This window comes from Psychrobacter sp. S1-30-MNA-CIBAN-0213 (genome assembly GCF_040309845.1).
Classification (GTDB): domain Bacteria; phylum Pseudomonadota; class Gammaproteobacteria; order Pseudomonadales; family Moraxellaceae; genus Psychrobacter.
Map to the genome: position 1 here is coordinate 1 of NZ_JBEOPE010000006.1, position 12,231 is coordinate 12,231.

General features: G+C 43.0%; 13 protein-coding genes. 6 read left to right on the forward strand and 7 right to left on the reverse strand.

Annotated elements, in window-relative coordinates; all coding sequences use genetic code 11:
* The first annotated feature begins 413 nt into the window (after positions 1-413).
* The 4 genes from AAEY87_RS07425 (at position 414) to AAEY87_RS07440 (ending at position 3,198) form a co-directional block, all read left to right on the forward strand.
* A complete protein-coding gene (locus AAEY87_RS07425; protein ID WP_350656601.1) occupies positions 414-1,277 on the forward strand; it encodes a universal stress protein in 864 nt (287 codons plus the stop codon).
* 136 nt (positions 1,278-1,413) lie between these two features.
* A complete protein-coding gene (locus tag AAEY87_RS07430; RefSeq protein WP_350656773.1) occupies positions 1,414-1,509 on the forward strand; it encodes a hypothetical protein in 96 nt (31 codons plus the stop codon).
* A 235-nt stretch (positions 1,510-1,744) separates the two neighbouring features.
* Positions 1,745-2,833 carry an NAD(P)-dependent alcohol dehydrogenase gene (locus AAEY87_RS07435; RefSeq protein WP_350656602.1) on the forward strand — a complete coding sequence of 363 codons (1,089 nt, stop codon included), beginning with the start codon at positions 1,745-1,747 and terminating at the stop codon, positions 2,831-2,833.
* Between the two features lie 77 nt (positions 2,834-2,910).
* Positions 2,911-3,198: a DUF4031 domain-containing protein gene (locus AAEY87_RS07440; RefSeq protein WP_350656604.1), complete on the forward strand. Its 288-nt coding sequence runs from the start codon at positions 2,911-2,913 to the stop codon at positions 3,196-3,198.
* 83 nt (positions 3,199-3,281) lie between these two features.
* Here the strand turns inward: AAEY87_RS07440 and AAEY87_RS07445 are convergent, their stop codons facing one another.
* Together AAEY87_RS07445 and AAEY87_RS07450 are read right to left on the reverse strand one after the other, a co-directional pair.
* Entirely contained in the window at positions 3,282-3,800 is a 519-nt protein-coding gene (locus AAEY87_RS07445; RefSeq protein ID WP_350656605.1) for a DUF302 domain-containing protein, read from the reverse strand.
* A 183-nt stretch (positions 3,801-3,983) separates the two neighbouring features.
* Positions 3,984-4,895 (reverse strand): LysR family transcriptional regulator, encoded by a 912-nt coding sequence (locus AAEY87_RS07450; protein WP_350656606.1) that lies wholly within the window; start codon positions 4,893-4,895, stop codon positions 3,984-3,986.
* 210 nt (positions 4,896-5,105) lie between these two features.
* On the opposite strand from AAEY87_RS07450, the gene AAEY87_RS07455 reads away from it, so the two are divergent.
* Positions 5,106-6,215, forward strand: a complete 1,110-nt coding sequence (locus tag AAEY87_RS07455) for an S-(hydroxymethyl)glutathione dehydrogenase/class III alcohol dehydrogenase (RefSeq protein WP_502945461.1) — start codon at positions 5,106-5,108, stop codon at positions 6,213-6,215.
* A gap of 226 nt (positions 6,216-6,441) precedes the next feature.
* Here AAEY87_RS07455 and AAEY87_RS07460 read toward each other — a convergent pair whose 3' ends face one another.
* The 5 genes from AAEY87_RS07460 to AAEY87_RS07480 form a co-directional block, all read right to left on the reverse strand.
* The gene (locus tag AAEY87_RS07460) at positions 6,442-7,347 is read right to left on the reverse strand and encodes a haloalkane dehalogenase (protein ID WP_350656608.1); all 906 of its coding nucleotides are present in this window, start codon (positions 7,345-7,347) and stop codon (positions 6,442-6,444) included.
* A gap of 141 nt (positions 7,348-7,488) precedes the next feature.
* A complete protein-coding gene (locus tag AAEY87_RS07465; protein WP_350656609.1) occupies positions 7,489-8,025 on the reverse strand; it encodes a peroxiredoxin-like family protein in 537 nt (178 codons plus the stop codon).
* Between the two features lie 113 nt (positions 8,026-8,138).
* Positions 8,139-8,570 carry a DUF6789 family protein gene (locus AAEY87_RS07470; protein WP_149031859.1) on the reverse strand — a complete coding sequence of 144 codons (432 nt, stop codon included), beginning with the start codon at positions 8,568-8,570 and terminating at the stop codon, positions 8,139-8,141.
* A 44-nt stretch (positions 8,571-8,614) separates the two neighbouring features.
* Positions 8,615-9,310 carry a haloacid dehalogenase type II gene (locus AAEY87_RS07475; protein ID WP_350656611.1) on the reverse strand — a complete coding sequence of 232 codons (696 nt, stop codon included), beginning with the start codon at positions 9,308-9,310 and terminating at the stop codon, positions 8,615-8,617.
* 367 nt (positions 9,311-9,677) lie between these two features.
* Positions 9,678-10,880, reverse strand: coding sequence for a patatin-like phospholipase family protein (locus tag AAEY87_RS07480; RefSeq protein ID WP_350656612.1), 1,203 nt, complete (start codon positions 10,878-10,880; stop codon positions 9,678-9,680).
* A gap of 651 nt (positions 10,881-11,531) precedes the next feature.
* On the opposite strand from AAEY87_RS07480, the gene AAEY87_RS07485 reads away from it, so the two are divergent.
* Entirely contained in the window at positions 11,532-12,140 is a 609-nt protein-coding gene (locus tag AAEY87_RS07485) for a TetR/AcrR family transcriptional regulator (RefSeq protein WP_350656613.1), read from the forward strand.
* The last annotated feature ends 91 nt before the right edge of the window (positions 12,141-12,231 follow it).

Here is a 12,231-nt window from a genome sequence, read left to right on the forward strand (position 1 = left end):
TATGAGCAAGTCGAAGCACTCAACTACGAAGCGGCACACCTGATGTCAGGTATTCTTATCATTATAGGCATGATTATAGTGGCTTTAATAGCCAGTGTGAATAGGTTGAATGGGCGTTGATTTGAGCAGATGGTAAAGGTACATCTTGAAATGGTTATCAAATGATAGAGATGATATGCTGAATAGTATGGTCATCGCCTAAGTCTTTAATTCCTAAGTTATTGTATTTTAATGATGATAGGTGTGAATCTATAAGTCGAATTGTACGTCTGTCATTGCAGCAGTGACTAAAGCAGTGATTGGCTTGCTTAGTAGTTAGCTAGTAATGATTTCTGTAGCGACAGGCGCAATAGCGTTATTGACACGCATTGATAACTCTATCCATTCAATAATTAAAAATTTAAGGATGAATCATGAAAACAGAACAGCACGTTTTAGCCTGTATTGACGGCTCAGCGGTTACTGAATCGGTTTGTGATTATGCGGCATGGTATGCCAGCAGGTTAGGTCTACCGGTTGCGTTATTGCATGTTAGCGATGTTCCGGCGTCGACTAGACGTGACTTATCGGGAGCAATAGGATTCAATAGTCGTGAATATTTATTAGAAGAATTAACGGAACTGGATGAAAAAAGAGCAAAGGTTGTGAACAGTTATAGTAATGCCTTGGTACAAGATGCAAAAAGTTATCTGCAAAATAGCTTCGATGGTATAAAAGTCAATATCTATCAACGTCGCGGCAAATTGTTACCTGCCATTGAACATTTTAAAGAAGAAAATCGTTCCATCATTATGGGGCGTCGCGGCGAAGATCATAAAAATAGCCGCATCAATATCGGCAGCCAAATCGAAACTGTCGCACGGGCATCAAGCATACCTGTCTTGATTTGCTCAGAGAAATTTGAAGAGCCCAAGTCATACATGGTCGCATTTGATGCTAGTAAAACCGCTATCAAAGCTACACAGATGGTGGCAAGAAGTGAGCTATTAAAAGGGTTGCAAGGTTATATCGTGATGGTAGGTAATGACAAAGACGCCGCCAAAAAAAGTCTTGCTGATGCCGTTGAACATATAACGTCAGCGGGTTTTAAGGTAGAGGCTCATCATTTGCCTGAGCTTGATGCTGTTGATGGACTGTTGTCGTTTCAGATAGATAATGATGTCGATATTATTGTGGTTGGTGCTTATGGCCACTCTAAATTGCAGCGCTTGTTTCTTGGCAGTACTACTACAGAAATCATCGCCAGCACACTGACACCGGTGATTTTGGTGCGCTAAGACATGTCAGACGTTGAAATTATTGGAAGTTAGCTAGGCGAGGTTGAAGGGTTAATATGGTAGTTAGATCTACAATGACTACTGTAACTGCCTGCCGAATCAATGCCTGACATAGCGCGCGGAAAAGTTAGAGGAGATTGCTGCCCTTGCTGTATTCCTAGCCTCTGACGACTCTAACTACATGCATGGTTCTAACGTATTTATGGATGGTGGCTGGGTTCTTGGTAGATAGAAATCATTTTGAGAATAAGCTTAAAGAACAACTTTAAAGAGAATTGATATCTCAAGAGAGATGTAGAGGCAGACTAGCTTTTGTGTCTCTTTTTGAGCTTAAACGACTGAGCAGTAATATACTGAGTAGTAATCTATATTGAAATCAGATTGTCATTGTTGAGGCGTAGCTAAATTATAAGCATATGGCTCCTGAGAGAAACTGGCTGAAGTAACTAATTGAAGAGGTAATACTAATGGATATTAAAGCAGCAGTAACTCATAACCAAGGCGCGGCGTTCGAATTAGAGCCTGTACAGCTTGCAACGCCTGAGATTGACGAGATACGGGTTAAAATCGTTGCAGCTGGTGTCTGTCATACCGATGTGGTCGCGCGTGATATGGGCATCGCGCCATTTCCTATCGTACTGGGTCATGAAGGGTCTGGGGTAGTGGATGCTGTCGGCGCAGGGGTAACTGATTTGCAAGTCGGTGATCATGTAGTGTTATCATTTGCGCACTGCGGTAATTGTGGGCATTGCCTGACGGGTCATCCAACCGTTTGCGACACTTTTAATGAGCTGAACTTCGGTGGTGCGATGGACGATGGCACCCGTAGACTTGCGCAAGATGGTGAGACGCTGGCGACTTTTTTTGGACAGTCCTCATTTGCCACTTATGCGATTGCTAAGTCTAGAAATGCCGTGAAAGTCGATCCGGATGTCGATTTAGCGCTACTTGGACCGTTAGGATGTGGTATTCAGACTGGCGCTGGAACGGTGTTAAATCGTCTAAAGCCAGAGTTTGGTTCTAGTATCGTGATTTATGGTGCTGGTGCAGTTGGCCTCAGTGCAGTGATGGCAGCCAAGATTGTTGGCTGTCAGCATATCATTGCCGTTGATGTACATGATAGTCGTCTTGAGCTGGCAAAAGAGCTTGGCGCGACCCATACTCTCAACGGTAAAAATGTCGATGTCGTAATAGAAGTCAAAAAAATAACTGACGGTGGCAGCCACTATGCCGTTGAAACCACAGGCGTGCCTACGGTTGTTAAGCAATCATTGAATGCCTTGCGATCTTTGGGTACAGTCGCAATTGTCGGTATTACACCAGAGATGAATATTGATGTCCATAATGACTTGATGGCCGAAGGTAAGAGCATGATTGGCGTCATCGAAGGCGACTCTATTCCGCGCGTATTTATCCCGCAATTGATTGCTTACTTCAAGGCGGGTCAATTCCCATTTGATAAGCTGGTTAAATTTTACGATTTTGAGGACATTAACCAAGCGTTTGAAGATTCGGCAAGTGGCATTACCATTAAGCCGATTCTGAAAGTAGGTTAATAATCAAAACGTAAAGTTAAGTTAGTTTTATATTAAAATGAAATCAGATTATTTAAGAATTTCAAAGGTACAGCTCTATGGCGATATACGTAGATTTTATGCAGATAGAATTTAAAGGCTATAAATGGTGCCACATGCTGGCAGATACCCTGCAAGAGTTGCATGATTTTGCCGCAATGATTGAAGTGGATAAGCGTTTATTCCACCGTAATGCCAGTTATCCGCACTATGATGTCACGGTACAAATGCGAGAGACAGCGATTGAATATGGCGCTATTCCTGCTGGTCGAAAAAAGATTATCGAATGTGCAAAGAAGTTGAAAGTAGAGTTACATGAGCAAATATCACAATCTGAGAACTCCTAATAAGTTAATTTTCTAAAAACATAAAAAAGGTGGGAGTGCTTTTGCATCCCACCTTTTCGTTTGTTCAGATTTTCATTTATATTTTACTTTGCAATAGCTGCTTTACTGACACCATCAAGGGCTTTTGCGATATTCGCTAACTGGGCATCACAACCTTTTATATTATGACGGTCTTTGAGATATTCAGGATTGTTGTACGACAACCAAACTTTTTTACCAGCATCTTCACTGATTAGGATTTTTTGCGGCAAATCAATAGCGACGCTTTGCTCGCAATTCATCAATGGCGTACCCGCTTTCGGATTACCAAACATAATCACTTGCGTCGGTCTTAATGTTAAATCGACACCTTGCGCATTTTTTTGATGATCGACGCGCGCAAATACTTTCATGCCTTTGCTTTTAATAATCGCCGCCAGCTTATCAGCGGTATCTTGAACAGAGTGATTACTTTGCATCGTAACCAGACCCTTTTCAGCATTGATAGCAGTCATTGTTTCTGGCGTTGACTGCACCTTATCCGGCGCGTTTAAAATGCTTTCAACACTGGCGCAAGAGGAAACGGCCAAAGCTAGAGCAGTAATAGAGATAATTTTAATCATAAAAAGTCCTTTTTTATTGTGTTTGTTTATTAAGTGAGTGATGGCTGGTAATATTGAATATTCATTGTGAACTATAACATTGTGAACCATAACATTGTGAACCATAACATTGTGCGTAATAAACTGCGTATAGTAAAGGGTCGCATTACAACACCTCTTAAAGAATGACTAAGCCAAAACTAATTACACAGCCAAACGCTCTGCTAGATAATCTACGAGCAACCTAATCTTTGGTGATAAATGACGGTTGTGCGGATAGACGGCCCAGATACTTTCTTCAGGCTCTCTATAGTTATCCAGTAAGCTGACCAGCGCACCTGATGCTAAGTGTTTTTGCACATAATAATCAGGTAGCTGCACGATACCCAGACCTTTTAAAGCGGCATCAACTAGGCTATGACCACTGTTATATTGCACAGTGCCAGACACGCGCAGGTTTTTTTCTTTATCAGCATCTTTTCCAGAATCTGTTTTTTTAGAACCTGTTTTTTTAAAATCTATAAAATGCCAATAGTCACGAGTGCCAAGTAAGCAGTTATGTTGGCTCAGCTCGGACAGAGCATGAGGCGTGCCGTATTTTTCAAGATAAGCGGGTGCGGCACAGACGAAGTTGGTACGACGGCTAAGTTTTTTTGCCATCATCGTCGAGTCGCTTAATTTGCCAATACGAATTGCCAAGTCATAGCCGCCATCAACTAAGTCGATTTTTTGATTACTCAAAAATGCCGTCACTTCGATATCGCTATACTGCACCATGAAGTCATTGATCAGTGGCAATAATTGCTGCTCGCCATAAGTGACAGGGGCGGTCAGTTTAATCCTACCTTGCGGCTTTGATTGTAAGTTACTCACCGCTTGCTCAGCAGCATCCAAGCCATCGAGTACACTGCGGCAATGCTGATAAAACACGCGGCCTTCTTCAGTCAGCGATACCATACGCGTTGTGCGATACAGTAACTTAATGCTGAGGCGCTTCTCTAAGGCGCTTATCTGCCGGCTGACTTGCGCGGTTGAGATGCCCAACTCTTTTGCGGCATGCGTGAAGCTCTCGTGCTCTGCCACATAGACGAACTCGCTAATACCATCCCAGCGCATGATTATTACCACTGTGTAAAAGATATTTTCAAATATAACACATTGTTATCATTTCAGAAACGACTATAATGGTAAGTATAAAATCAAACCTTTTACAGACTGTGACAACTGTGGCTTGCCTCTATACATTAAGCGCTATAAGCTAAATTGGTCTGCGTTTAATCAACAATAAAATTAATTAGAAGAGAGAATGTTATGTCAGATAAATTTATTAAATCTAAAGCCGCTATTGCTTGGGGCCCGAACCAACCACTATCTATTGAAGAAGTGGATGTCATGCTACCGCGCAAAGGCGAAGTATTGGTAAAAATCATCGCCAGTGGCGTCTGCCACACCGATGCGTTTACCTTATCTGGTGAAGATCCAGAAGGCGTATTCCCAGCTATCTTAGGTCATGAAGGTGGCGGTATCGTTGAACAGATCGGCGAAGGCGTGACCAGCGTCCAAGTCGGCGATCACGTTATTCCTTTATACACCGCAGAGTGTGGCGTCTGTAAATTCTGCTTATCAGGCAAAACAAACCTTTGCTCTGCCGTACGTGAGACTCAAGGTAAAGGCTTAATGCCAGACGGCACCACTCGTTTTTATAAAGACGGTCAGCCAATTTATCATTATATGGGTTGCTCAACCTTTTCTGAATATACTGTCCTACCAGAGATTTCATTGGCCAAAGTGGATAAAGACGCACCATTAGAAAAAGTTTGTTTGCTAGGTTGTGGCGTGACCACCGGCATGGGCGCGGTTATGAATACCGCTAAGGTTGAAGAAGGGGCTACCGTTGCTGTTTTCGGTCTTGGTGGTATTGGCCTCGCCGCTATCATTGGTGCAAAAATGGCAAAAGCCAGTCGTATTATCGGCATTGATATCAACGAAGATAAATTTGAGTTGGCTAAGAAGCTTGGCGCGACTGATTGCATCAATTCTAAAGACTATGACAAGCCTATCCAAGAGGTCATCGTCGAGATGACTGATGGCGGCGTAGACTATTCGTTTGAGTGTATTGGTAATGTCGATGTCATGCGTTCAGCGCTTGAGTGTTGCCACAAAGGCTGGGGCGAGTCGGTCATCATCGGTGTCGCTGGTGCAGGCAAAGAAATCTCAACCCGTCCATTCCAGCTAGTGACTGGTCGCGTCTGGAAGGGTTCAGCATTTGGCGGGGTCAAAGGACGCAGCGAATTGCCAGGCTACGTCGATCGTTATATGCAAGGTGACATCCCATTAAATGACTTTATCACTCATACGATGCCATTAGAAGACATTAACGAAGCCTTTGACTTGATGCATAAAGGTGAGAGTATTCGTACGGTTATTCACTTTTAAGAGATGCTTTCTAAAAGTAATGGTTAACGATAGCAATGATAAAATCAGCGCTATAAAATAAAATTATAAAAATGCTGCTCCTATATAGGGGCAGCATTTTGCATGTTGAGACATTGGTTTTAAGGTATTCGATTTTGATTTCCAGCTAATGGGATTCATCACTGTGGCTGGCTCCATTATCGCGACAATATGGGACTTTATTTATAACTTATGGTTTCACTACGCCCTAGTTATCCTTAATGAACTTGACCAAAAGCTCGGCCAATTTCTCGCCTTGATCTTCCTGAAGAAAATGTCCAGCGTTGGCAATAGTCGTATGATTTTGGCCTTTGGTTCCGGGAATAAGTTTTTGCATTACTCGATCACCGCCAGCAGTAATCGGATCAGAATCGCTAAATAGAGTAATAAAGGGCTTAGTCCATTTGCTCAGCTCAATCCAAGCAGTGCGGTTATTCTCAGAGGCAGGGTCATCCGGAGTTATAGGTACTAGTAATGGAAACTGCCTAGCACCCTCCTTATAAGACTCATCAGGAAAAGGTGCATTATAAGCGTCGATTACCGCCTGTGATAGCGGTGTAGTAGTACCACTCTTTATAGCGCCTCCCACATTAAATTCTGGTGTTTCCTGTGAGGATTTCTGCCATTTTCGAAAACCTTCACCTGGATCGTGGTCGCCAGTGGGGAGCATGGTATTACCAGCCGCTACCCGAGCAAACCGATCTGGATGTGCGGCAACCAAGCGCAGACCGATCAGGCCACCCCAGTCCTGACAAAACAAGGTGATGTCCTTTAGATCTAACTGGTCGAGTAATGATTGTAGCCAGTCGACATGACGCTGGTAGGTGTAGTCAGTACGGGATGCGGGTTTGTCTGAGCGTCCAAAACCGGGGAGGTCTGGTGCAATCACGCGGTGTCCTGCTGCAGTCAGTATCGGGATAATTTTACGATACAGATAACACCATGAAGGCTCCCCATGGAGCAGTAACACCGGATTGGCGTCCCTTGGGCCCTCGTCGAGGTAATGCACGCGCAACTCACCCCCTTCGCTATCGTCAACCATTAGGTAGTGCGGGGCAAAATCATAATCGGGCAGATTCGCAAAACACGAATCGGGGGTTCTGAGCGTTTTCATGTGTCGTCCTTGAGTTAGGTAATTGAGCGCGCATTCTCACACAGCTGCTGGAAATCCCATTTATTCATAATAATATTATGAATAAATGAGTCAATCTAACTACTTCTATCGATAAGAATTTTAGATTAGATAAAATTATATCTAACGATGCGTACCACGAATAGGGTAATCGTTTTTTCGAACAAAGGATAAACCATTCGCAAGGGTTTCAAGTTCAGGTCTAGCAAAAGGCGCGTTGGAGATATCGACGATTTGAATCTCTCCATCAGCATTAACGACAAACAAACCAGGCTCTGCAAAGGGATGATCAGTCTCTTTCTCTGAACGTGGGTCAGAAATGTAGAGCCCTAGCGTATTCATTTGCTCAATAGTTAAACCATAAGCAATAGGAAAATTGATATCTAATTTTTCTAAATGACTCTCTAATTGCTCTTTACTGTCACCTGATATCGCAATGATATCGACACCTGCCTCAGCAAATGATGCTTTTACGGTTTCTAACTGGTTAAGGTATTTCGTACAAATTGGACAATGTTGACCTCGGTAAACAACGACTAATTTCCAATCGTGACCGTTTTCAGGCGTGCCAAGCGACTTCATATCACCATTTAGCATTTGTACATCTATATTGGGAAATTTGACACCAGCTTGAAGTTTTTGTGCGTAATTTGATTGCATGATTTATCCTTTATTTAATGGTTTGCATGAATGTGAGTAATTCGTGTTGAGACATAGAAGGCTTGGTAGGTAAATTAAACCTTCTACAATAAGTTGGCTATTTTTAATAAGCTTCAATGTTTAAAAACGAGCTTGGCATAAGCCTTACCTAATACCACACCAAAGATTAAATGGAGCACTAAGGTTGCGATAGGAATCATGATACCGCTTGGCATAGCTAGACCAAATAGGCGATTACCCATCATCGGCATAAGAGCAATCATCATCATAAGCCAACCAGCAGCACCTATAACCGCACCAATCAGCGTAAAATTCTTACTCCTATCCGCACCAGCCACTACTGCCATTGCTAGACCATAGCCGATAGAACCAATCATAAAGTGAGCGAGCCATGCCAATACTAGACTGTCACCCATCATTGATGCGAGCATAGCTATGATGTCTAAATCAGGCATCAGACCCATCATGCTTTTTAGCATTAGTAAAATAGTCATAACGACGGTGGCAATGAAGCCTGCAATAATTCCTGACATATATTTATTCATGGTAAACATTCCTTGTTCAGGTTTTACTTGTTCAGGTTTTAAGGTTACTCATGTTGTCCATTAACAATCTGTTCAGCAAGCGTGACAAGATCTGAGGCCATAAAGTTCGGTGTTGGCACATTGGAGGCAGGCAACATGGCGTTATAAGGACGTTTGAGAAACGCCCCTTGGCAGCCAGCCGCTTGAGCGCCAATCGTATCCCAAAGATGACAAGCCACTAGGCATAAATCTGACATTTCAACAGCCAGCTCTTTAGCGACCATTTGATAAGTCTCAGGCGCAGGCTTAAACTTGCCAACCTTCTCAACGCTAAAAGACTGCTCAAAGAACTCACTCAATCCTGCCTTTTCAAGTGGTGTAGGAGAAGCACTACTGGCTGAATTCGTCAACGTCACTAGTCGAAATCCTGCGTCACGTAGTTTGGTTAAGGCTGGTATTGCATCAGGATGAGCAGGCATTTTGCTCATGCGCTCTTTTAACTCATTAATATCGTCATCTGTCAGTATTACTTCATGGATATCAGCTGTCATCTGTAACGCACCGACGCCAAGCTCACCAAAAGGCGTATAAAGTCCTGACAAAGTCATGGTCTGCGAGTAAAGAACTAATTGAGCAAACCACTCCCTTAACATGTGCTTGTCACCGAACAGGCGAGCGAATAAAGGCGTAAGGGTATCAATATCTAGTAGAGTCTCATTGACATCAAATACGATAATCGAGGGCGATTGGTTAGAGGACATAAAAAATCCTTTTTTAATAATGGTAAATTGCGTCTGTGAAAAAAGTAGGCTGATAACTACAGTTATAATTATAAAACTGGTTAATTTCACTTTAAACTAGCTTGAGCAGTCATTCAAGATTAATTTGAGTAATCACTCAAATTATATTGTTATGCTTTGTTATCATATGTAAATGTTACGATTTTAAGACACAGAAAAATTGGATTGTTGACAGGGTAGGTGACGCTTCACCCTTGTTAGGATCTACTGAATCGAAATCTTTGGAGGGTCGGCACTGAAGTGTCAATACATTAGAGTTAGGATGTAATTGAGTGTCTTGTTTGACTTCAAATAGCATGTTTAGTCCAGACCACAACTTTGTTATTCGTCACTGTAACGCTTTACGAAAATTTTGAAATTCCTCAGATTGATCAAGTAAGCTGCTGCCTAACTCCCGCAACTCATCAACTTGTTTAGGTTGCAGATGAAAAGTAGTTGGCATGGCATCGAACTTTGCGCGCTCTTTTTTACTTTCAACTTGATCGAAAGTTAATATGGAAAAATGCACCTCAACTTGAGGCGAGTCAGAGCTGCGCTGTGCATTCACGTGCTCACCCCATTGCAAAAATTCTTTTTTAGCTAATGAGACGGTCTCGTTATTTAAAATACCTAATGCCACTTCGCTAGAAGCTGAAACTGTCTCGAAGAACCCTGGGTCTTTACCTTCCAATGACCATTTATGCTCAGAGTAGGTTTGAGCATTGGCGACTACGACCAGCACTTGTTTAACTTGGCGGAATTTTTCAGGGCTAAACGCACCAGCCATATTGGGCACATCACCATACTGAGTCACTGGACTCATCATAGATCCACGCACACCCAAGTTATCGGTTACCCCGCCATCTACTAAGCGTAGGACGGGCATACGCTCTGGATAAGAATAACGCTTTAACGCCCGGGCTACCGCATAATTGCGCGGCAGATGACTGTCTTGATTTAAGGCATCCTCGACCCACGACTGGTAACGCTGAGGGCAGTCGGAAAAATTGCGCAGCGCTATAGGTGCAAAGATGCCAGGTACTGAGGAAGATGCCATCACAGCATTTGCCACCGGATAACTCGACAAATCTGAACACAAAAAATCAAAATGCTGCTGGGTAAAGGAAAATGTCGTTGAATTATTTAAGTCACTGGCATTCAGGATAACGTAAGGTAACTTTCCACGCCCCATATCGGCAAAAGTTTTTTGCTGAAACAGACTATGATTTAAGTTATTCGCTACCAGATCGCCACGATTGTATTCAGAGCTGCTCATCGCTATAAGGCTTTGCGGACGTATCGCGAGCTTTATCAGTCGAGACTGCCAGTCCTCATACAAAAAATCTGGCGCAAACTGCTTAAATATATCATCGCCAAATAAGCCGTAGTAGGCTGCTGTGTAGCTACCGCCCGATACCGAAGAAATAACATCCACCTCATCTAACAGTCGACGCTCCACGCCGTTTATAGTCACTGGTGTGTCGCGGAGCTTTTCTAGCACACCGTAGCTAAGCGCTGCCGCTCGTGTACCGCCACCAGAAAATGCGAGCACAACAAAGACGTCATCTGAGTTTTTAGGTAAGTTATTGCGAAAATCGTAGCGACTTGTGGTGGTCTTATCCGTTATTGGCTTGTTCCAGATTCGTTTCGTACAACCCGTCAACAAGCTGGATATAAGAGTAATGGCTAATAGGAAGAATGCGGAGCATAATCGAGACGAAATTTCCTTATTTGGAAATCTCTGAAGCTGATTGTCACAGAAAGTAGATATATTTATACGCATTCAAGCTACCCCAAAGTGTTTGGACTACTGTGAAGCCTACGTTCTTTACCTACTGTATTATAGCTATGCAGGAAAGCTATTCAAGACACTTTTAACTCGGATTTTAAAAGCAGTTAATACCTCTATTATACGTACAGCTTATGCGGACAACCTAGTCTGCCAAAATTGAATCAGACAAGATGCAAATCGAAGGTGCTGATGATGTGCTGATACAGTAACGACAATCCTCCTTTCTCCTTTGCTTATTTATTCAGTATTATTGTGGCTAGTCGTTCTCGACAATCAATAGTCTGAGCCTTGTTAATAAACTTTAACTGGACTGTAATAGCTAGTCAAGATAAAATTGAGCAGTCACTCAAGTTGTACAGTCATGCTCATTTTATTATATGACGCTAAGGCTGTGAGAAAACGGAATATATTATGTCACGCACCGCACTTTATAGCCGACAAGAATCTTTAGAACGAGCTTTACAGCTGTTCTGGCAAAAGGGTTTTCATGCGACATCCTTAAAAGATTTAGAAAAAGCACTCGATATGCGGCCGGGGAGTATTTATGCAGCTTTTGGTAGCAAGGATGGGCTGTTCCAAGAAGTACTAGAATACTATGCTCGTCTGACATTGGCTGAGCTAGAATATACTTTGAAGACTCGTAGTTCGCCATTGATGGGGCTAGCTGCCTACTTGCGACAGCTTGGCGGAATTCTCGATAAGGGGCTGCCAAGTCGCGCTTGTATGCTAGTAAAAAGCTTGTTGGAGCTTGGCGCCCGTGAGCAATCAGCCTTACAAAAGGTTGAGGCCATGCTGGCTGGTATGGAAGCGCGATTTATTGACTGCTTTACGGAAGCTCAGCGAATAGGGGAGCTTGATAGTGAGCTTGACCCTGTTAGGCTGGCTCGGCGTTTACAGGCTGAAATAATGGGGCTGCGCGCTTTTGCACAGCGCGATGTAGACAGTGCTGCCGTACATGAGCTTGCCGAAGATATGGCGCAATCGATAGAAGCATTGCGTAATAACACGTTTGCTGGCTAGTTCGCTAACTGGCGCTGAATAATAGGTCTAGCTAAGTGTGCTTGCTAAGTTAATCAAAGGTCAAACTGAGAACTAATTAACAGTGTAAATC